Source organism: Streptomyces showdoensis (assembly GCF_039535475.1).
Classification (GTDB): domain Bacteria; phylum Actinomycetota; class Actinomycetes; order Streptomycetales; family Streptomycetaceae; genus Streptomyces; species Streptomyces showdoensis.
In genome coordinates, this window is the sequence record NZ_BAAAXG010000009.1 from 43,651 (window position 1) to 62,837 (window position 19,187).

28 protein-coding genes are annotated in these 19,187 nt (G+C 70.4%); 11 read left to right on the forward strand and 17 right to left on the reverse strand.

Annotated elements, in window-relative coordinates:
• Window positions 1-95: 95 nt before the first annotated feature.
• The 14 genes from ABD981_RS05005 to ABD981_RS05070 all read right to left on the reverse strand — a co-directional run bounded on the left by ABD981_RS05005 (window position 96) and on the right by ABD981_RS05070 (window position 8,514).
• Window positions 96-476, reverse strand: coding sequence for a hypothetical protein (locus ABD981_RS05005; protein WP_046909216.1), 381 nt, complete (start codon window positions 474-476; stop codon window positions 96-98).
• A 21-nt stretch (window positions 477-497) separates the two neighbouring features.
• Window positions 498-1,478 carry a hypothetical protein gene (locus ABD981_RS05010; protein ID WP_240495310.1) on the reverse strand — a complete coding sequence of 327 codons (981 nt, stop codon included), beginning with the start codon at window positions 1,476-1,478 and terminating at the stop codon, window positions 498-500.
• An 801-nt stretch (window positions 1,479-2,279) separates the two neighbouring features.
• Window positions 2,280-2,798 carry a GIY-YIG nuclease family protein gene (locus ABD981_RS05015; RefSeq protein ID WP_165590966.1) on the reverse strand — a complete coding sequence of 173 codons (519 nt, stop codon included), beginning with the start codon at window positions 2,796-2,798 and terminating at the stop codon, window positions 2,280-2,282.
• A gap of 185 nt (window positions 2,799-2,983) precedes the next feature.
• Window positions 2,984-3,505 carry a hypothetical protein gene (locus tag ABD981_RS05020; RefSeq protein ID WP_240495309.1) on the reverse strand — a complete coding sequence of 174 codons (522 nt, stop codon included), beginning with the start codon at window positions 3,503-3,505 and terminating at the stop codon, window positions 2,984-2,986.
• Between the two features lie 127 nt (window positions 3,506-3,632).
• A complete protein-coding gene (locus ABD981_RS05025; protein ID WP_240495308.1) occupies window positions 3,633-3,974 on the reverse strand; it encodes a DUF6197 family protein in 342 nt (113 codons plus the stop codon).
• A gap of 182 nt (window positions 3,975-4,156) precedes the next feature.
• Entirely contained in the window at window positions 4,157-4,387 is a 231-nt protein-coding gene (locus tag ABD981_RS05030; protein ID WP_046909213.1) for a hypothetical protein, read from the reverse strand.
• Window positions 4,388-4,404: 17 nt separating this feature from the next.
• Complete coding sequence (locus tag ABD981_RS05035; RefSeq protein ID WP_123954692.1) at window positions 4,405-5,934, reverse strand: DUF2637 domain-containing protein; 1,530 nt, start codon at window positions 5,932-5,934, stop codon at window positions 4,405-4,407.
• A gap of 35 nt (window positions 5,935-5,969) precedes the next feature.
• Window positions 5,970-6,161: a hypothetical protein gene (locus ABD981_RS05040; RefSeq protein ID WP_046909212.1), complete on the reverse strand. Its 192-nt coding sequence runs from the start codon at window positions 6,159-6,161 to the stop codon at window positions 5,970-5,972.
• Window positions 6,162-6,235: 74 nt separating this feature from the next.
• Window positions 6,236-6,538 (reverse strand): hypothetical protein, encoded by a 303-nt coding sequence (locus ABD981_RS05045; RefSeq protein ID WP_046909211.1) that lies wholly within the window; start codon window positions 6,536-6,538, stop codon window positions 6,236-6,238.
• Between the two features lie 90 nt (window positions 6,539-6,628).
• Complete coding sequence (locus tag ABD981_RS05050; protein ID WP_046909210.1) at window positions 6,629-6,928, reverse strand: hypothetical protein; 300 nt, start codon at window positions 6,926-6,928, stop codon at window positions 6,629-6,631.
• Between the two features lie 55 nt (window positions 6,929-6,983).
• The gene (locus ABD981_RS05055) at window positions 6,984-7,409 is read right to left on the reverse strand and encodes a hypothetical protein (protein WP_046909209.1); all 426 of its coding nucleotides are present in this window, start codon (window positions 7,407-7,409) and stop codon (window positions 6,984-6,986) included.
• A gap of 72 nt (window positions 7,410-7,481) precedes the next feature.
• Window positions 7,482-7,901 (reverse strand): hypothetical protein, encoded by a 420-nt coding sequence (locus ABD981_RS05060; protein WP_046909208.1) that lies wholly within the window; start codon window positions 7,899-7,901, stop codon window positions 7,482-7,484.
• Window positions 7,901-8,080 (reverse strand): hypothetical protein, encoded by a 180-nt coding sequence (locus ABD981_RS05065; RefSeq protein ID WP_046909207.1) that lies wholly within the window; start codon window positions 8,078-8,080, stop codon window positions 7,901-7,903. The genes ABD981_RS05060 and ABD981_RS05065 overlap by 1 nt, the downstream gene beginning before the upstream one ends.
• Entirely contained in the window at window positions 8,080-8,514 is a 435-nt protein-coding gene (locus ABD981_RS05070) for a hypothetical protein (protein ID WP_046909206.1), read from the reverse strand. Before ABD981_RS05070 ends, ABD981_RS05065 begins: the two co-directional genes overlap by 1 nt.
• A gap of 180 nt (window positions 8,515-8,694) precedes the next feature.
• Here ABD981_RS05070 and ABD981_RS05075 point away from each other — a divergent pair, with 180 nt between their 5' ends.
• The 11 genes from ABD981_RS05075 to ABD981_RS05125 all read left to right on the forward strand — a co-directional run bounded on the left by ABD981_RS05075 (window position 8,695) and on the right by ABD981_RS05125 (window position 17,216).
• Window positions 8,695-9,465, forward strand: a complete 771-nt coding sequence (locus tag ABD981_RS05075) for a GntR family transcriptional regulator (protein ID WP_046909205.1) — start codon at window positions 8,695-8,697, stop codon at window positions 9,463-9,465.
• 207 nt (window positions 9,466-9,672) lie between these two features.
• The gene (locus ABD981_RS05080; RefSeq protein ID WP_046909204.1) at window positions 9,673-9,954 is read left to right on the forward strand and encodes a hypothetical protein; all 282 of its coding nucleotides are present in this window, start codon (window positions 9,673-9,675) and stop codon (window positions 9,952-9,954) included.
• A 222-nt stretch (window positions 9,955-10,176) separates the two neighbouring features.
• Entirely contained in the window at window positions 10,177-11,652 is a 1,476-nt protein-coding gene (locus ABD981_RS05085; protein WP_046909203.1) for a hypothetical protein, read from the forward strand.
• Between the two features lie 180 nt (window positions 11,653-11,832).
• Complete coding sequence (locus ABD981_RS05090; protein WP_131723894.1) at window positions 11,833-12,549, forward strand: hypothetical protein; 717 nt, start codon at window positions 11,833-11,835, stop codon at window positions 12,547-12,549.
• A 136-nt stretch (window positions 12,550-12,685) separates the two neighbouring features.
• Window positions 12,686-13,750 carry a UDP-N-acetylmuramate dehydrogenase gene (locus ABD981_RS05095; protein ID WP_345528080.1) on the forward strand — a complete coding sequence of 355 codons (1,065 nt, stop codon included), beginning with the start codon at window positions 12,686-12,688 and terminating at the stop codon, window positions 13,748-13,750.
• A gap of 62 nt (window positions 13,751-13,812) precedes the next feature.
• A complete protein-coding gene (locus tag ABD981_RS05100; RefSeq protein ID WP_046909300.1) occupies window positions 13,813-14,469 on the forward strand; it encodes an HNH endonuclease family protein in 657 nt (218 codons plus the stop codon).
• Window positions 14,470-14,540: 71 nt separating this feature from the next.
• Window positions 14,541-15,035, forward strand: coding sequence for a hypothetical protein (locus ABD981_RS05105; RefSeq protein ID WP_046909299.1), 495 nt, complete (start codon window positions 14,541-14,543; stop codon window positions 15,033-15,035).
• 121 nt (window positions 15,036-15,156) lie between these two features.
• Window positions 15,157-15,363, forward strand: a complete 207-nt coding sequence (locus ABD981_RS05110) for a hypothetical protein (RefSeq protein ID WP_123954713.1) — start codon at window positions 15,157-15,159, stop codon at window positions 15,361-15,363.
• Between the two features lie 28 nt (window positions 15,364-15,391).
• Entirely contained in the window at window positions 15,392-15,613 is a 222-nt protein-coding gene (locus ABD981_RS05115) for a hypothetical protein (protein ID WP_123954712.1), read from the forward strand.
• A gap of 37 nt (window positions 15,614-15,650) precedes the next feature.
• Window positions 15,651-15,947: a hypothetical protein gene (locus ABD981_RS05120; protein ID WP_046909296.1), complete on the forward strand. Its 297-nt coding sequence runs from the start codon at window positions 15,651-15,653 to the stop codon at window positions 15,945-15,947.
• 99 nt (window positions 15,948-16,046) lie between these two features.
• A complete protein-coding gene (locus ABD981_RS05125) occupies window positions 16,047-17,216 on the forward strand; it encodes a hypothetical protein (RefSeq protein WP_131723900.1) in 1,170 nt (389 codons plus the stop codon).
• Here ABD981_RS05125 and ABD981_RS05130 read toward each other — a convergent pair.
• The 3 genes from ABD981_RS05130 to ABD981_RS05140 all read right to left on the reverse strand — a co-directional run bounded on the left by ABD981_RS05130 (window position 17,213) and on the right by ABD981_RS05140 (window position 19,090).
• Window positions 17,213-17,704: a hypothetical protein gene (locus tag ABD981_RS05130; RefSeq protein WP_046909294.1), complete on the reverse strand. Its 492-nt coding sequence runs from the start codon at window positions 17,702-17,704 to the stop codon at window positions 17,213-17,215. The genes ABD981_RS05125 and ABD981_RS05130 overlap by 4 nt on opposite strands.
• A 1-nt stretch (window position 17,705) precedes the next feature.
• Window positions 17,706-18,170 (reverse strand): matrixin family metalloprotease, encoded by a 465-nt coding sequence (locus tag ABD981_RS05135; RefSeq protein WP_046909293.1) that lies wholly within the window; start codon window positions 18,168-18,170, stop codon window positions 17,706-17,708.
• Window positions 18,171-18,406: 236 nt separating this feature from the next.
• Window positions 18,407-19,090: an HNH endonuclease family protein gene (locus tag ABD981_RS05140; RefSeq protein ID WP_046909322.1), complete on the reverse strand. Its 684-nt coding sequence runs from the start codon at window positions 19,088-19,090 to the stop codon at window positions 18,407-18,409.
• Window positions 19,091-19,187 lie beyond the last annotated feature (97 nt).

Below are 19,187 nucleotides of genomic sequence, written 5' to 3' on the forward strand. Positions count from 1 at the left end.
TCTGGGAACGGGGTGACGTGCGAGGAGCGCGGCCGGCCGCTGGGAACGCGATCCCCGGGGGGCGGCCGCGCGTCGGTAGGGGTGGTGCGGTGGTGCTACTCCTGCTCGAACCAGTCGCGTGAGACCTTCTCCAGGTCCGTCACGTCCGACCGGTCGAAGGCCTCCTGGAACCCGGCGTGGGTGGTGCGGGCCTGGTCCCCGGCGGCCTTCGCGGCCTTCGCGGTGTCGGCCGTCTTCGACGCGTAGTCGATCGCGCCGTCCGACACCCCGCGGATGATCCTCGCCAGCTCCTGGCACTCCGCCAGGGAGTCGCGGTCCACGGTCTTGGCACCCAGCGCGTCCGCGTCGGAGGCGGTGTCGTCGGCCAGGTCCTTGATGCGGTCCGCGGCCTGCTTGACGCCCTCCGCGTTGCGGGCCAGGGCCCTCTCCTTGGCCTCGGTCTTGCGGACGAGGGCCTTGAACGTCAGCTCTGCCATGATCGGTACTCCCGTCCGGTCCTACGCGGCGGGCGCGTAGGAGCCCTTGTCGTTGTAGAAGCGGAGCTCGGCGGGCTTCGTCACGTCGCTGTCGACGACGGCCTTGTAGAGCGGCGCGTACCGGGTCCCGATGTTGGTCAGGACGACCTTGCACATCTCCGCCGCCCGCTTCGCGCGCTTGTGGAGCTCGGCGGCCTCCGCCGCCTGGGCCTTCGCCGCGTCGGCCAGCTTCGTCAGCTTCGCCGCGAGCTTCTCGCCGCCCTCGACGGCCTTCGCCTGCTCGGCCAGCTGCTGGCAGTCCTTCGCCTCGTCCTGAGCGGCGGCCTCCAGCGACTTGCACGCCTCGGCCACCTTGATCAGGTGGGTCTCCTTGGCTTCCAGCTTCCGCTCGTACTGCTTGAAGTTCCGCAGCTCCTTCCGGCTGATCGCCCCCCGGGCGCCGTCCGTGCCCAGGGTCAGCGTGTTCGCGTCGATCTCCTTCACCAGAAGGGGCTTCACGTCCGTGCTCACTCCGTCGTCCTCCTTGTCCGGCGGGGCGATGACGAGCGTCTGGCCGTTCGGCCCGGTGACCGCCGTCCCCTTCGGGTCGTCCTTCTTCGGGTCCTGCTGCTTCGCCTTGTGGTCGGCGCGGGCCTTGTCCAGCCGCGTGTGCTCCTCGGCGTTCGCCTCCTTCTTGTCCTGGTAGCCGTCCTTCGCGCCCTGCGCGTACGCCTGGACGTGGTCGATCACGTTCCGGACCTTGGAGCCGTCGCTGTGGCCCGTCTCCCTGGAGCGCTGAAGCGGGGTCCGGCCGCCGGCCCCGTCGGAGCCGGAGCCGCCGCCCTTCCCGCCCCTGCCGTTCTTGCCAGGGCTGCCACCCGAACCGGAGCCGCCGCTGCTCCCGGAGGAGCCGCCCGAACCCTGGCCGCCGCCCTTCTTCAGGTCGCCCTTCGCGCCCTGGCCCGCCTTGCCCTTCGAGGCGTTCGGGGCACCGGAGTTCCCGCCGGACGAGCCACCGGCCACCGTTCCGCCAGCGCTCCCAGCGGCACCAGGCTTTCCGTCCTTGCCCGCCTTTCCACCAGCCCCCGAGCTACCCGATGAGCCGTCTTTCCCCTTGGCCCCAGAGTCCTTAATGGGCTTCGGTCCGGCCTCCTTCGGAGAACTCCCGCCACCGTTTCCGCTAGCTCCGCGACCACCGCCGGATCCTGCATTCCCATTCGAGCCGGACGAGCCGCGCCCACCACTTCCGGTGGCGCCGCCATTCCCACCACGCCCGGCACCTGCTGAGCCGCTCCCGCTGGAATTGCGGCCCGAATTCCCGCCTCCACCGGCCCCTCCTTGGGGACCGTTCCGGGGCGGAAGTCCGGGCGATTTCGTGACCGTGGTGGTCCGGGTCTCCTTCACCTGGAGCGCGGCGGCCCTGGCCTTCGCCACGTCCAGGCGCTTGTTCGCGGTCCCGCCGCCCTTCGCCCAGCGAGTCGCGCCCGCCCGGATCAGGGTCTTGAGCACGCCCTCCTTGTACCGGGCGCCAGCCGCGTCGGACCCGGCGCCGGCCAGGTCCTCCGGGGCCTTGAACGACTCGCTGGTGACGCCCGGGGAGCTGCGGCCTACCACCCCGCCGGGGTCCGCCTTCGCGGTCGGGTCGTCACCGTCCGGCCGGGCCCCGGCACCGGTCGCGGTGACCGGCCTGGCCGGTTCCACCGCGGCCATCAGGGCGGCCATGATGCCGGTGTTCCCGGCCGCCGCGGGCGTCCCGCCGGCGGCCGCGGCGGGCGGATCGGGCGGTCCTCCGGGGACCGGGGGCGCCGTGTCGACCGCCATCTCTCACTCACCTTCCTCGTGTACCACCAGCGACCACCGGCGCTCCGAATTGCTGACCAGCCCGACGCTCTTGAGCTCGGACAGCTTCACGCCCAGATGGGGCACGGAAACGCCTGTCGCCGTGGCCACTTCATGCACCGTCATCGGAGCGACGCCGGCCTTCAAAGAGGCCAGGATCTTCTCCTTGACCGTGAGCGCAGAGGGCGATCGCTTCTGGCTTTCCCGGAGCTCTTCCAGCCCTTCCGGAGATGGGAACAGCCCTTTGTCCCGAAGGGCCTGAACCGCGTCGGTGACCATGTGAATGGGGTTCGCCTCTCCGAAGTCGAACCACTCCCCGATCCCCCGGAAGCGCTTCAGGTGCTCGTGGATCAGCCTCTCCAGAAGGCGCCCGCCCTCGACGGTCGCCAGGATCCGGAGGGGGTTCGGGTTGCCCGATTGCAGCTCCATCAGGCGGTTGCGCGCGTTGCCTGCAGAGCCGATCTTCACCCGCCGGTCAGCTGCGGATCCGATCACGTAGACCACGCCGTGCGCGTTGCTCCTGCCGGTCCTGTCGTGCCTCATACTCTCCCTCGATCGTCACTCAGAGTGGTTACTCCCTACTCGCTTCCCGAACTGGGAAGGCCGCGAGGGCACCTCCAGAGGCACCTTTTCGCTGTTCAGGCGGCCGGGAGCAGGGAAGGAGTAACCACCTCGACTACTTTTCGTGACTATGCGTCGGCCTTCTTGCCCTTGCGCGCGAACACCGCGATGGCCAGGCCGCCTCCGGCGACCAGGCCCAGCAGGGTCGGGGAGTTGATCCCCTCGCTCCCCGCTCCGCCTGCACCGCGGCCGGCGGCCTGGACGTTGCTGGCGGCCGTCATGAGGGACCCGTCGACGGTTTCGTACTGCTGCTTGCAGTCCGCCACGACGGCGCTCCGCGAGGGCGGTCCGTAGCCCTTGTCGGCCAGCGCGAAGGAGTCCTTCACGCACTTGTCGACGGCCGCCTGGACCTTCTCGGCGGAGGCGGTCGCGGCCTTCTGGTCGCTGCTCGCCTGCGCGTTGCGGATCCTCATCTCCTCCAGCTCCAGCTGCTTCATCTGGATCTGGAGGGCGGCGGCCTCCTTCTCGTCCTTCGCGACGGCCGCCGAGTGGACCTGGAACCAGATGGTCCCGCCGCCGACGAGCGCGACCCCGGCGACCGCGACGGCGACCTTCCCCCGACGGGTCAGACCAGCCTTCTCGGACTTCACGACCGGCGTTCCGTACGGGCTTTCATCGGCGTACGGGGAAACGTCGGGAGCGTCGTTCCCGAAGGCCATTCCAGCCACCATTCCGGCCTGAATTCCTTCGAATGCGCTCTCTTCATCCGGTGTCATTTTATTCTCCGTTCTTACGCGCCAGGCCGGAGGCCGCAGAGATCATGGCCTCCACGCCTTGGAAAGTGTTGCCGGAAAGGTCGTTCCACGCCCAAAACTCCATCTCCACACCCTGGCGGGCCAGTTGGGTCTGGAGATAATTCACGGCCTTCCCCCGGTCGATCGCGGTCACATGCCCGGTGGATTCCAGAAAGGTCTGGGCACCCCTGATGCACATACGGCCGGTGGGAGAGAAGTCGAAGGACTGGCCCCAGCCGTAGCGGGTCAGGACTTCGATCACCTGGGCCAGGTGGTACGAGGGCTTCAAGGGGCGCGGCTCCTGCCAGAGCCCCAGGTCAGCCATCGCGGACCGGACGCCCTTGGGGATCAGGCGCTGCCCCCAGGTCGGGGGGTCCGGGGCCAGCGTCGGGAGCGGTACGTGCAGCCGGTGGGGGCCGCGCGGCGGCCGCGGGGTGACCGGGGCAGTCGGCCGCGGCGCCGGGCGGCGGGCCGCCGGCGCCGTGACGGGCAGGCTCTGCGTCGCCATCAGTCGGCCGCCGGGGTGCTGTGGCGGGCGTCGATCAGGGCGTCGAGCGCGCTGTGGTCGAGGGTGACGGTGACCATGACCGGGGTGGTCTTCTGGGTCTTCCACTGGCCGTGTCCGTCTCCGGGGACCGCGGCGGCCATCTTGGCGAGGAGGAGGCCGCGGGCGGCGTCCAGGAGGTCGATGGCCTCGGCGACGGTGGTGCCGGTCCAGGTCTTCGGGGGGTTCGACATCGGGGGCTCCTTCTGGGTCAGGCACTTCGGGTGTCGGTGGTCTGCTTCGCGTCCTCGAAGAGGACCCGGGCGGACTTCAGGCGGTCGTAGGCGGTGGTCTGCTTCAGCCCGAAGTCGTTCATCACGTCCTCCAGGGACACGGCCTCCGGGCTGTCGGCTTCGAGGAGGCGGGCGAGGACCTGCTCCACTTCGGATTCGCGCTTCGAGCGCTGCCCGCCGAGGGCGACCGCTCCGGCACCCGAACCTGAAGTGGCACCCGAAGCTGAAGCCGAACCCGTGGCCCCGGGCCGAAGCGAAACCGAAGTGGCGCTTCGGGTCCGGGCTTCGGCCGCCACACGCTGCGCCCGGTCCTGCGCGGCGGCCAGCTCCTGGCGTCGAACCTCTTCGGCTTCGGCTGCGGCCTGCGCGAACTTCTGCTGCCGCTCCATCTCCCGGGCACGGCCCTGCTGCTCGCGCTGCTTCAGTTCGGCTTCGGCTTCGGCCTCGCGGCGCCGCCGGGCGATGGCTTCGAGCTTCGCTTCGGTTTCGGCTTCGACCACCCGGGCCGCCGCTTCGGCTTCACGGCGCTTCGCTTCCACTTCGAGCCGGGCCGCTTCGGCCGCGACTTCGGCCCGGGACTTCGCTTCGGCTTCGGCCGCTTCAGCTTCGGCACGTTCGGCCCGGCGCTTCGCTTCGGCTTCGACGTCGCGGAGTTCGGCCGCGTGCTTCGCTTCAGCTTCGGCTTCAGCCTTCGCCTTCGCTTCGGCCTGCCGCTTCGCTTCGGCTTCAGCCTGCCGCTTCTCCTCCTGGTAGGGGAGATCGATCGCCTCCTCCACGCTCATGCCGTCGGCGACGAGGTCGAGGACGAGAAGCTGGTCGGCGGACGCCTTCCGGCGCCACCGCCGGCCGTGCTGCTTACGCAGCTGCGCGCGGTAGATCCGGGCCTGCCGCTCCAGGTCGATGACGGCGGCGTAGGAGCGGATGTCCCACAGCCGCTGGCGGCGCCAGATGACGAAGGTGTTGAAGGGGTTGAGGAACCAGCGGGACAGGGGCGGTGACTCGATGTGCTTGTCGGCGGTGATGTCGGCGATCCGGCCCACTGCGTGGCGGGCGGCCTCGACGGCGATGACGAACAGGATCGGGATGACGCCGTGCATGCCGACGCCGACCGGGTCGGGCCAGGCGGCGACGGCGTTGAACGCGATCGTCGCCGCGGTGAGGCCCCAGGCGGTCTGGCGGAGCAGGGGGTAGGGGATGCGGCGCCAGGTGAGGAGGAGGTCGAGGGCGAGGAAGGCGATGATGCCGGCGTCGACGGCGACCGGGAACGCGTCTGCGAACGCACCGAAGCCCTTCGCCCTGGCGAGCTTGGTGACGGCGGTGTAGGAGCCGATGAACCCGAGGGTCGCGATGGTCAGAACGGCGGCGGCGACGGTCCCGATGAGGACCTTCTGCACCATCGACAGCGGCTCGGGCTCAGAGCTGCGGGGGGTGGTGACCCCGCCGGTGGGCAGGGGCTGCCACTCCCCCATGGTCAGGGGCTGGGGCGGCACGGGGCCGGCCGGGGTCATGGTCACAGTGATCGGTGTCCTTCCTGGTCTCGGAGTCAGCGGTTGATGCGGGCGGCCTGGTAGTCGGCCTTCGTGCAGCCGGCGTCCTCCGCGTAGTCGAGCGCGTTGTCCGCGAGGGCGACGGCCTCCTGCACTTCGGGGCTGTCGGGTCCGTGCTCGGCGAGGGTTCGGGTGAAGTGCTGGCCGGCTGCCACGGCGAGCGCCGCGGCGATGTCCTTCTGGGACATGTGCTGCTCCTCTCGGGTCAGGTGGCGGTGGGAGCCCTGGGGCCGGGAGACCGGCCCCAGGGCGCCCGCAGCGGTCAGGCGGCGCCGTGGCGGGCGTGGTCGGTGGCGATGGCGGTGAGGCGGGCCTGCTCGTCCGCGCTGACGCCAGCCATCTCGATCTGGACGCCGCACCCGTCCTGGCCGCAGGTCACGGTGCTGCTCGGGGAGTCGCTGCGCCGCGTGGCGTTGACCGCCCACGCCACGTTCGCGACGGCCAGGGCGACGACGGACACCGTCGCCATCACGGAGGCGCCGGACATCCAGACCTGGGTGGCGATGACGGTGCTGGCGGAGGCGGTACCGATGACGACGACGGAGTTGGCGATGGGCGAGGACATGGGGCTCCTTCGGTGAGGTCTCTGGTTCGGGGAGAGGGGTGGTGTCCGGCCCGTTGTCGGCTCCCGGGCCGGACACCGTGGGGAGGGTGGTCAGGCGACGGCGAGGCGGTACTCGGCGACCATGTCCGGCAGGTCCTTCAGGCGGTCGGCGACCTGGTTCAGCAGCACCTGCTTCGCGGCGGCGTCCGGAGCGCGCCACTCGGCGTCGTCGATGAAGGTGACGGCGTCCCTGATGTCCTCGAAGCCGTTGATGCCGCTCCGCTTGAAGATGTGGACGGCGTCGAGGAGCTGGTTGCCGAGGTCGCACAGGTCCACGACCGGGTTGTCTTCGACGACGAACGCGACGTCGTCGGCGTACTTGGCGAGGATCTTCTCGGGGGTGTGGTCCACGGTGGATGCTCCTTCTGCGCGGTCCGGCGCGGGCAGGGCGGTCAGAGGGTGTTGATCAGCGGCCGTTGTACGGGAGCGCGCGGCACGTCTCGGCGTGCTGCTGCGCCCACTTCCGGGCGGCGGCGAGGGGGGCCAGTGCGGCGGCGGAGGCCTCGTCGGCGTCCGCGCTCAGCGGGACGGCGTCGGTGGCGGGCACCTGGTGCTCCTGGTCGGCGCAGCCGTTGCCAGCGCAGCGGACGAGGGCGGCGATGGCGACGCCGTCCTGCATCTCGGTGAAGGAGCCATGCTTGCGCTTCCGGGAGAACTTGACCTGGAGGTCGGCCTCGATGACGGCGCCGCCGACGCCCTGGTACCGGCCAGCGGGGATGGCGACGATGTGGTTGGTGCTGAGGACGCGGCGGCCGCTCTCCAGGTGCCGCCTCTGGATGCGGATCTCCTCGGGGACGGCGTCGGCCGGGTTGGGCGCGAAGTTGGTGTACATGGCGGGCCCTCTCAGGTGGTCGGGAGCGGGGCCCGGCCCGTTGCCGGGCCCCAGTGGTGCCGTGCGGGTGGGTCAGGAGCGGTCGATGAGGGCGGCGGCCTCGCCGGTGTGATCACGCGGCGCGAACTCCGCCAGCTCGTACGCGAACCGCTCGCCGCACAGCTCGACCTGCTTGGCCGTCTCCGCGTCCAGGCCGTCGAGCGCCGGGTTCGAGTCGGCGTTCGTCAGCCGCTGCACCAGCAGCCCGAACGCGGCCAGCAGGTCGGTGCCGTTCCCGGCGATCGTGGAGAGGATCGTCTGCGTCTGGTCCGCCGTCAGGGCGTCCAGCGCAAGGAGGCGGATCCCGTCGCGGATCATGTCGACCCCGGGGTGGACCCCGGCGGTGTCGTCGAGGACGCCTTCGAGCTCGTCGTCGAGCGGCGGAACACCGACCTCAACCGGCGGCTGCAGCTCGCCCGGCCGGTGATACCAGGGGTAGGAGCCCTTCGCCATCACAGCTCCCCCTCCACCGACTCACCCAGGAACGCCTCGTACGCCAGGACACCGGCCTCCGGGTCGGCGCCGTTCAGCGCGTCCGCGAGGAGGCTGATCGGGTCGACGGCGGCGAAGTGGTCCTCGATCGCAGCGACCAGCAGCGGGTCCAGCTCGTCGTACTCCGCGCCCGCTGCCATCACGCCACGACCTTCGAGGCGGAGGCCGGGCCGGACGGGGTGAAGCCGCCGCACGTCCCGGGGCACAGCCACATGTCGCAGATCGGGCAGCGCTCGTTGCTCGCGGTCAGCTTCGCCAGCCGCTTCTTCTCGAACCGGAGGTTGTCCAGCGCGGCGGCCTGCGTCTCGCACGGCACGCTCTGGAAGCTGGGCGACTCGACGTAGGTGGTCAGCCGTCGGACAGCGGCGCGGGCCGCGTCGACCTCGGACCGCTCGACCGCCGGGGCGAGACGCAGCACCGGCTGCCGCTCGAAACCGGGGGCCATCTCAGCGAGCGTCCGACGCGCCGGACGGGCCACGTTCGCGTCGTCCAGCCGCGCTCGGCGCAGGGCCTCAGCCGCGCCGTGGGAGGCGGTGTAGATGGAGGTGGGGGTCTTCGTGCGATCCTGATTCATGGCGGATCTGGCCTCCTGTGTGGCAGGTAGGGCTGGTCTGCTTCGCGGTCCCTGGTGTGCAACCACCAGGGACCGTTGTGCTTCTGAGGGATCCTCAGCGGCACAACTCAATATTCCTAGGACTAGACTTGCGTGTCAAGCTAGGCGGCGAATAGTCTCGTGATTAGAGAGGAGGACCGGATGCCGAAGCCCCAGCCGAAGTACCGCGACATCGCGGACGAGCTGCGCGCCCAGATCGAAAGCGGAGAACTCCCGCCCGGCAAGAAGTTGCCGTTCACCGACGACCTGGTGGAGCGGTTCGGCGTGTCGAAGCAGACCGTCAGGGCTGCCGTTGACGTGCTCGCGCAGGAAGGGCTGGTCGTAGTGCGACGTCGCTACGGAACCGTCGTCCGAGATAGGCGACCCGTCCGGATACCGCTGAGCCGCTACCAAGGCTCGCTGGACTCAGATGGCCAGCTCGGCCCCTTCGAAGCCGCCTGCGAGGCGCAGGGGTTGAGGGGCGTCATGAAGACCGTGTCGGTGGAGCAGGTGCGTGCCCCGGATGTCGCGGCCCTGCTGGGCCTCGAGTCCGAAGACGCCTTGGTCTGCCGGCGTCGTGAGGCGCACATAGAGGAGCAGGTCGTCCAGTTCCAGCAGGCCTGGTACCCGCTCGACGTGGCGCAGGCAGCCGGCCTGGACCAGCCGGGCAAGGTGACAGGCGGCGTCTACGGAGCGCTGGCCGCTGCAGGAATGGCGCCAGCTGAGGCCGACGAGCGCGTCGGGGCCCGGATGCCCACGAAGGAGGAGGGAGCACAGCTCGGCACAGGGCTTGCCCTGCCCGTGCTCACGGTTGAAAGGATCAGTCGCGACAACGCTGGTCGCCCGCTGGAGCTGCTCCGTGTAGTTGCCGCGGGAGACCGGATGGATCTCGTCTACGAGGCACTGCCTCTTCCCGGAAGGCACCAGGCATGACCGTGCTGCGGCACTGACCGTTCAGTCCTGGACTCCATCCAGGACGGCGAACGGCCGGAGGGGCTACCGACCCCACCCGGCCGTCCTTGCACCACCGATCTGCGAAATCGGCAGCAATGACGCACCAACCCTCATCAGGAAGGCCGTCTCCATGAGCCTACTTCTTCTGAGACATCGAAGTAATCCAGCGTCCCGTAAGGACTCGCTGTGACCCCCGGCGGCAGGTCTGACCTGCCCTCTTTCGTCACCTTCAAGACGGGCGCCGAGCTCCTCGTCGAGCAAGGGATCGCAACCAGCATCACCCCCGACGGCGTTCGGTACATCGCTCGCCAGGACAACCAGGAATGGCCCTTCGGCGAAGGCAAGCCGCACCCGTACGAGAAGGTCGGCAACGCCCGCGTCATGGCCACCAAGCCGTTCCTGGACTACTTCCGCAGCCACCCGCCGAAGGGGCGGGGCCCGGACAGAGCACCCCGCAGCACCCAGTGAACCGGCCCGTCTGGCGCGCGATACGCCAGCCCAGACATGCCGAAGGCCGGCGAGTTCACAGCTCACCGGCCTTCGAAGCACAACAGCGGGTGGTCGCCCGCTGCACCAAGACCCACCTCGTGAAAGTCAGGTCTACGGGATGACTGTACCCGGATCACCGGTGGAGCCCACCAGAAGCGGCGCACTGCGCCGAGTGAGCCAGCCGTTTGCTGGAGGCCTGCGATGAGGAAGCGAGCATCGAGGCCGAACCGTTTCGCGGCGGTCGAGAACACGGCGATCGACGCGTTGCCGTCGGTCTTGGCGACGGGCCTGTTGACGAAGCTGATCCGCGCGCGTGACGGCGAGGATGTGACCGTCGAGGGCCTGTGCAAGACGCACGTCGAGGGCCGTGAGGCCCTGACCAAAGCAATGCGAATGCTCGTGGAGAAGGCGTTCGTCGTGAAGTTCAAGCTGCAGCGGGCCGCCTCCGAGATGGTCGAGGAGGACGGGGAGCTCGTCGCGAAGCGCGGGGGCTCCTGGTACACGACGTTCAGCGTCGACTCGTTCGCCTTCACGGCCGAGGACGTGAGCGCCATGCTGGCGGAGATCTATGACGGCGGGAACGTGAAGTCGCACCGGATCGAGCCGGAGCACCTGGACCCGAACAAGAACGGGGCGGGCTGGTCGCGACCGGGTGCGGGAATCCCGTCGGTCGGTGCGACCAGGGAGAACGCCGAGCCCTGGCCAGAGGGTGACTCGCGACCGACCTACGGCTCACCGACGGTCGGTCCACCGACCGTCGGTCACCCGGCGGCTCATATAAGGAAGAAGACTGTTCTCTCTGAAACTAAGAGCGAAGACGGGATGCCCCTGTCGGGGCGTAGCCCCGTGGACGGGCGTAGCCCTTCGTCTACCGGTAGTAGGGCTGCTGGGGACGAAGGCGGCTCCGCCGCGTCCGGCAAGACCCAGCGCTCCCCCTCGACGAAGAAGGCGGCGGCCGGCGGGAAGCGGCACAGCCGCGCCGAGCGGGCCACGGTCGAACAGGTCCTCGCGTTCCTGCCGCCTGAGCTGCCCGTCGACCAGGTCCGCCTTCCCGTCGTCGCCGACGCGATTCTGTCGGCGATGGCCGCGGACGGGCGGAGCGTCGAGGAAATGGGGCAGCGGATCCTGTACCGCTGGCTGCACCACGGCTTCGCCGAGAAGGTCGCTGCCGGCCAGCTGCGGAACCCGGTTGGCACCGTCGTGGCCCTCGTCCGGCCGCTGCGCCGGGGAGACAAGTACGCCTGTGCCGACGCCGGGTGCGAGAACGGCCGCGTGAAGGTCACGGGCGTAGAGGAGGACTGCCGCCTGTGCGCGGTCCGAATCGCCGACTGGAAGGCCGCGCAGCAGCGGAACCGGCCCCCTAGCGGGGAGAAGCCGCCAGTGCCGCCGCAGCGGGCCCCCGTGGCGCCGTCGAAGCCGCTCTTGGAGGACTGCACCGGCCCTTACTGCACCCGGTCCGTCCGGGCGGGGCGCGCCCTGTGTGACGACTGCCAGGAGAAACAGGAAGCTGCAGCGGCAGGTGCTGACCTGGTCGGGCAGTGGGACATGGAGGACGCCCGCCGGGCCGAGCAGCAAGCTGCTGCCGTGCAGGTAGATGCTGAGGACGCCCGGCTGCGCGCGGAGTTCGCCGCCCAGAACCCGGGGCTCGCCGCCTACAGCTCGGATGCGCCGTTCTGACCTGGTGAGGTGGGCGTACGGCGTGATGCCCGTACGCCCACCTTCCTAGCCGTCCTCGCTCTGGCGACTGGTGGCCTCAGACAGCCCTTGAACGGCCGCAGTTCGCCAATCGGCCGCCGCAGGCCCTCCTGGGACGGGAAGATGGGACTATTCGCCCAAGACCGGCTTGGAGGCCAGTTCATGGACGCTCGTCAGATCACCGCGCTCGACGACGAAGCCTTCGAGGAGTTACTCCTCGCCCACGTACACCCGCCCGTCCGCGACCCCGACGTCTGGGCCGGGCTGACCCATCCCGACAACATCCGCCGCACCCAGTCCGTCGCGGCAGCCAAGCACCAGCGCACCGCCCACGCCCTGCGCAAGCGGAAGGCGGAGCGGGAGGTCTTTCAGCAGGAATGTCTCGCCCGCGGCTATGAGGGCAAGCGGGATTGGTTCGAGACGCGCGCCGAATACGAGAGCTGGCGATCCCGCGCTGGCAACTTCCACCAGACGATGCAGAAGGCCCTCTCCGAGATCGCTCGGATCATGAGGGACCAGAACCGATCCGCAGGCGACCGAAGCTTCGGTGCCCAGCGCAACACTCTCCGCCTCCTCGCCCTCGCAGTGAGCAAGCATCAGGCCGCTCACGCCCGCGCTGGCGGCGTTGCCGAGCAGCAGGACTACGAACTCTGGCGAGTCCTGGACCAGCTCACGGTGCCCACCGGGCCGGATCAGGACCAGGTGTCGCTTCGCACGATGCTCGACGTGTATTGGACGGAGGTGAATCCGGTCAGCGACGTCGAAGAGCGGCGCGCCGATGCCGAGCGGATGATGCGTGGGGCGCCCGGCGGCCAGTCATCCCGCTACGCGGGAGTCCCTCGCGCCCGGCACGTCGACAACGGCAAGGGGCTCGCCTGAACGACTGAAGCGACTGGCGGCCGGGCATCCCGACGGCGCCGGGCGGCCGCTCGGGAGTCTGCCGCCCCTCTCCTGATGTGACCGGGCTCACGCCTCCTGACCTGCATCTGCGGCCCGTAGCGGTGCGGCACGTAGGGTGTGGCGGGTGCAGGTACAGAACAACGCCCTCCTCGCCCCGCTGACGACCTTCAGGCTCGGCGGGCCCGCCACCCGGCTCGTCACCGCCACCACGGACGACGAGGTGATCGCCGCCGTCCGCGAGGCCGACGCCTCCGGCACGCCGCTGCTCGTCATCGGCGGCGGATCCAACCTGGTCATCGGCGACAAGGGCTTCGACGGCACCGCCCTGCACATCGCCACGACCGGCTTCTCCCTCGACGGCACCCGTCTGGAGCTGGCCGCCGGAGAGGTCTGGACGGACGCCGTCGCGCGGACCGTCGAGGCCGGGCTCGCCGGGATCGAGTGCCTCGCCGGCATCCCCGGCTCCGCGGGCGCCACCCCCATCCAGAACGTCGGCGCCTACGGCCAGGACGTCTCCGCCACCGTCACCGAGGTCGTCGCGTACGACCGGCGGGCCGAGGAGACGGTCACCCTCACCAACGCCGAGTGCGCCTTCTCGTACCGCCACAGCCGCTTCAAGGACCAGCCCGACCGCTACGTCGTGCTCCGGGTCCGCTTCGAGCTGGAGGACGCCGACGGGATGTCCGCGCCGATCGCCTACCCGGAGACCGCCCGCGCCCTCGGCGTCGAGGCCGGCGACCGGGTGCCCCTCACGCGGGCCCGGGAGACCGTCCTGCGGCTGCGGGCGGGCAAGGGCATGGTCCTGGACCCGGAGGACCACGACACGTGGTCGGCCGGCTCCTTCTTCACCAACCCGATCCTCACGATCGAGGCCTTCGACGCGTTCGCCGCTAAGGCCCGCGCGCGCCTCGGCGACGAGGTGGCGCCGCCGGCGTTCCCGACCACGGACGGCCAGGTGAAGACCTCCGCCGCCTGGCTGATCGACAAGGCCGGCTTCGTGAAGGGCTACGGGACCGGGCCCGTCCGGATCTCCACCAAGCACACCCTCGCCCTCACCAACCGCGGCGAGGCGACCACCGAGGACCTGCTCGCGCTCGCCCGCGAGGTCGTCGCCGGGGTACGGGACGCCTTCGGGGTCACCCTCGTCAACGAGCCCGTGACGGTGGGCGTCGCGTTGTAGGAACACCGCAGGCCCGGCCGCACTTCGGAGGCGTTGTCAGTGGGCGCCCCTACGGTGGGGGCATGATGAATACCGTCCGGCCGCGGAACCCCGATGTCCTGCTCCGCGCCGTCCGGATGATCTTCGGCGTGTCCTGCCTGCGGTGCGGTATCAGCCGGCCAGACCCGGTGATGGCGCACATCCGGAACTGGCCCGGGACTCTCAAGGTCGTGACCACCAAGATGAAGGGTTCCGTGCCGGAGACGGAAAAGTTCACCAAGGTCATCGACGAGTACACCTACTCGCTCTTCCACAACATCGGTAACGTCCTGCCGCTCTGCCCGAATTGCCACGCTCTCTTCGACGGCGCCAAGTACACCGAGTCCGACGAGCGGGAGATACGACAGCTGCGCGACGAGGCCGTACGCCAGCCGGAGGTTCTTGAGCAGGCGATCGCCTACATCCGCGCCGAGCTCGCGGGGCGCACGAACCGCTGCTCGCACAAGGACGAGGCTGGCGATCGGCTCCACACCCGCAGGACCGACACCTCGGCCCTCGGTGCGCCTTTGACCTGGGTGATGAACGGGTTCCGGCGCGGCCTGGACCTGGGCGATCCGAACATCGTCGTCAACACGGCCACGCCGGGCCAGCACTACCACGTCGCCCTGGACCGGGGGTCCGTGGACCAGTGCTTCGGCACATCAGACTCGGGCTGCTCCGACTCTGAGCTGGTCGTCTAGGCGCGATCCCGCCCGCGGTGTCGGTGGTCGCTGGGATACTCGGCGGACCGCCGTACCCCGAGAGGACCCCCGTGAGCGACGAGCAGCAAGAGCCGACACCGGCCGAGCTCCGGATGTTGGCGGCCCAGACAGAAGCACTTGAGCAGCGCATCGCCGAAATCCAGGACCGGCTCCGCGCGAGCGAGGAGACCCGGGACACCGCCTTCCGCCTGGCCGACGCCGCAGAGAACATGCGCCGTGGCCGGGATGCCCTGGAGTTGACCGTCGCCGACCTGGCTCGGATCCGTACCAGGCGGGACCCACGGCTGTGCGGTGTGCCGTGGGGCGTGTGCCCGGAGCACGGCAACACCCTGCGGGGCAGCGGCGGCCGCGCCTGGTGCACGGACCCGGGCTGCACGAGGTCGTGGGGCTACGACAAGCTCGGCACCACGTGCGGGGAGCCGGTCACGCACACGATCACCGACGCGGCCGGCACCTCGTTCCCGGCCTGCCGGGGGCACGCGATGGACGCGGAGCAGCGGTTGGAGGGCGGCACCGTCGTGGAGCTGCCCTCAGCGACCGCCTGACCCGGCATGCGGGACCGCGCGACCGAAGACCGCGGGCAGGGCGTGACCTGACCGGACCGGCCGCCCGGGGCGACGCTGCTGCGCTAGCCTCAGCGGTGTACCCGACCGGCGGAGGCCTCTGATGGCGCACCTCATCTTCAGCGAGGACGAACAGCGTGAGCTGCGGGAGGCCGCGCGCGCGGAGTTCCCCGGGAATCCGGCGCTCGCGTACGTCCTGGAGAACCTGGCGGCGGAGGGTATCGACCTGGACCGGGGCAGGGACTGGGAGGACCTCCGTGTGGAGGCTGGCCTGCCCGAGCGGAACGCCGAGGCCCCCGAAGTTGCCTAGGCACACTCGCGGGCGGCGGCCCCGGATCGTGTTCATCGAGCCGGCCGAGACCCAGGTCCGTCTCCTCACCCCCGCGCAGGCCGCCATCCTGGACGGAACCCTCAACGCCATCGCGGCGGACCCGGACGCGGTGAAGCCGCACGCCACCGCGTCCGCACTGCGCGACTACCAGCACGACGGGGTTCGGGTCGTGTTCTACGCGACCGCGCTCGGCAGCATCCTCATCGTCACCTACGTCGAGGTCGACTGACCGCGCAGCCTGGCCTTTCCCGCCCCTGGAGACCCTGTTGACCGACCGCCAGCCGCTCACCGTCACCCGGAACGCTGACGGCAGCTACAGCCCCGCCTACGACGAGACCTGGCCCCCGCTGACCGAGGTGGAGTGGAGTGCTGGCGTCGCCTCGATCGAGAGCGGTCTCACCATCCGCGTCATCGAGTCCGGCCAGGGCTACCACTTCGACATCAGCGGCGGTCGCGGCTCGTCCGGGCTGGGCCCCATGTCGCTGAGCGACGCCTACGCCTTCCTCGAAGGCGTCCGCATCGGGGCGCAGGAGACCGCCCGGCGGCTCGGCGAGAACCGCTGACGGCCGAAGCCAATCCCAGGAGGCCTTGTGACCGACCGGCGTCCTCAGCCCGCTGACCTGTGGGCCGGGCTGAACCCCCGCCAGCAGACTTACCTCACGGTGATCTACAGCGCTGACCAGAACGCCGAGGCGAGCCACAAGGGCGACGCGTTCACCTGGAGCCGGACGCCGGCCAGCGAGTGGCGCTGGCTGCCCTTCTCCATCAAGGCCCCGGCCGCGCTGGTGGGCCGGACGCCGATCCAGTCCGCGCTGGCCGCGAAGGACGAGCACGACCAGGGCGCCGGCTCCTCGCTGGCCGCGCTGCGGCGCCGGGCCCTGATCGAGGTCCAGGACGACATCGTCCAGACCGTGCTGGGCCCGGTGCCGCGGGTACGGGTGAAGATGACGACGCTCGGCCGGGCGACCGCCCGCGCCGGCCTTGGGCACACCGCGCCGAAGTCCCCTCCGCGCGGCCTGCTCTCCGAGTGGCTGTGGGAGAACCTGGTGCGCCTGTTCCGCGCAGGCCCGGACGGGATGCCCGAGTACTCGCCCCGCGGCACCCCGCCCGAGGAGCGCACGCCCTCCCACAAGGCGCTGTTCTTCCTGCAGCAGATGGATCGCCAGGGCGGCCGCCTCGTCGAGACCAAGCAGATGACGACCGGCGCGGAGCCGTTCAAGAGCTACATGGGGCACATGGTCACCCCGACCGAGAGGCGGGTGCTCCTGACGGCCGCCGGGCGGGCGCACTACGAGCAGCACGTTCGCTGCTATGCCGAGCTGTGGCCGGGCGTCGACGCACCCGTCCCCGACGAGCTGCCCGAAGGCGCACACCGCAGCCTCGACGACCACAAGATCAGCAAGCCGCGCGGTCTCCTCGCCCGGCCGCCGTTCCTGCTCCTGGCCGCCCTCGCCGAGGCCGACATCGCCAACGAGCTGTACATCCGCCAGGAGTGGTCCAGGCGGTGGACAGACTACGGGCGCACGCCGCCGGCCGAGCTGACAGCGCTCCCCTCCGGGCTGACCAACACCGCGGTGCGCCACATCACCCGCAGCGCCGCAGCACCCGCCAAGCTCCTGGAGTTCCGCGACGGGCCCCTCGCCGCGCAGAAGGACGTTCCGCCGCACCTCTTCCCCCGCCACTCCTCCCCCGACCTGCAGCTGACGGTCCTGCACCTGACCGACGCTGGCCGCACCCACTACGCGACGCACCTCGACACCTACCGAGGCCTGTACGACGACGTGGAGACCCCGGACGCCCCGGCGGAATGGAAGGCGGGGGCAGTCTCCTAGGGCGCGGCCGTGGTGTCGTTGCACGGCGGCTCGACGAAGCGCTTGTCGAGCTCGGTCTTCCAGTGCGCGGCGACGTCCGCGGAGGTCTGGCCCGTCGGAACCGCGCGGGTGAAGCGGGCCAGCCAGGTGCCGCCTTCGGGGCCGAGGACTGACACCTCGTAGCGGCCGCCGGTCTGCATCTGGGTCTCCGCGCCCTGTGGCAGGCCGATCTCCGCCTCGGCCGGCAGCGCCCCCTTGAACACGGACAGGGTGCGGACCTTGAACGTCTGCAGACCGGCGCCGTCGCCCTTGGCCACGAACGGGCCGCGCTCGACGACGTCGACCAGGGCGAGGTTCTGCGCGCGGGCCGCCTCGGCCGCGTCGGAGGCGGTCGCCGCGCACAGCGACTCCACCTGGACCGTGTCGTCCTGCTGGTAGTAGGCGAGGCCGCCGGCGCCGGCCGCGGCGAGCGTCACGGCGAGGGCGGTCCCGAGCACGAGCTTGTTCATCTCAGCCCCAGAGCTTCTTGTAGCTGGTCTTGTCGACGTCGGGGATCCACGTGATCTCGTAGCCGGGCGACGGCGCTGTCTTCCACATCAGGGAGACGACGGTGTCGCTCTTGTGGCACAGGCCCAGGGCGTGGCCGAGTTCGTGGAGCGCGACGTAGCGCAGCCGGTCCTTCGAGGCGCCGGCGAGCTTCTGCTTGTTGAAGATGATGTAGTCGGTCGCCCCGAAGGATCCGTGCCGCTCGTACCGGCCGAGGGGGTCGGTGGCCCGGGTGCCGAGGTTGGCGTCCTTGAACTCGACGTCGTTGGAGGTGAGCGCGGAGTCGGCGACGATTTTGATCTTCGATCCGGAGTACTGCCACGTCGAGATCGCGTACTTGCGGGCGTCGTCGTAGGCGGTGTTGTCCGTCCAGCGGATCTCCCCGTCGTCGACGGCGGAGTTGCCCTTGGACTCGGTCTCGCCGCCCACGCACGCGGCCGCCGCGGCGGTGCGAGCTGCCGGGGCCGGAACAGCGCCGACGAGGGCTGTGCAGGCTGCCGCGGCAAGCAGCAGACGTAACCGTCTCCTCATCACGGCGCGCAGCCTAGCGAGCGGCGTGAAGCGCGACGCGGTGTTCCGTCGAGCTGTACCCGACTGGGCGAATGCGCTGGCCAGGCCGTGACAGGCACCCCTGTCACGGCCCGGGGCGGTCTGCTCCGCTGCCACTACGGCGCCGGGGTGTAGTGGACGACCGAGTCGTCACACGGGCCGTCGGCGTACACGCTGAGGGCGTCGATCTCGCTCTGGTCCGCGGACAGGCCCCAGCGGCTCTTGCCCGCGGTCCACTCCTCGATGTACCGGCAGATCGCCTCCGGGGCCGGCGGCATCCACTGCGCCGGGTCCTGGTCTGCCTTCGACCGGTTCGACCGGGCGGTCACCGCCACCAGCGAGCTGGCCGCGCCCTGGTCGTTGGCGTAGGCCTCGCGCCGCGCGGCGGTCCAGGCGCTCGCACCGGAGTCCCAGGCCTCGGCGAGCGGGATCACGTGGTCGATGTCGAGCTTGGCCGGGTCGGTGACCTCCTGGCCGTCGTAGTAGCTCAACCAGCGGCCGCCGGTCAGCTTGCAGCCGGCCCCGACCGTCGGCGACTCGATCGCCTCCGCGAGGAGGACCTCGTTGCGGGTGTTGCAGCCGTCGGCCGGATCCAGGCCGGCGTTCCAGTGCTTGAACTTGGTCCGCTCGTAGCCGTCTCGGGACTCGGCGGCGACGGGGATCTGCTTGATCGCTTCGGCAAGTGGCAGCACCACGGCGGCCCCGGGCGCCTGGGGCGCGGCGAGCGCGGTGTGCGGGACGGCGAGCGGGGCGAGGGCGAGGGAGAGCGCGGCGAGGCCGCGGGCCATGTTCTTGATCACGAACACGTGGATAGCGCCCTGGCCTGCCGTTTGTCCGCCGATCAGCCGAAGTCTGGTCCAGGCGGGCGAAGTGGTTCACCGGAGAAACGTCCCGCTG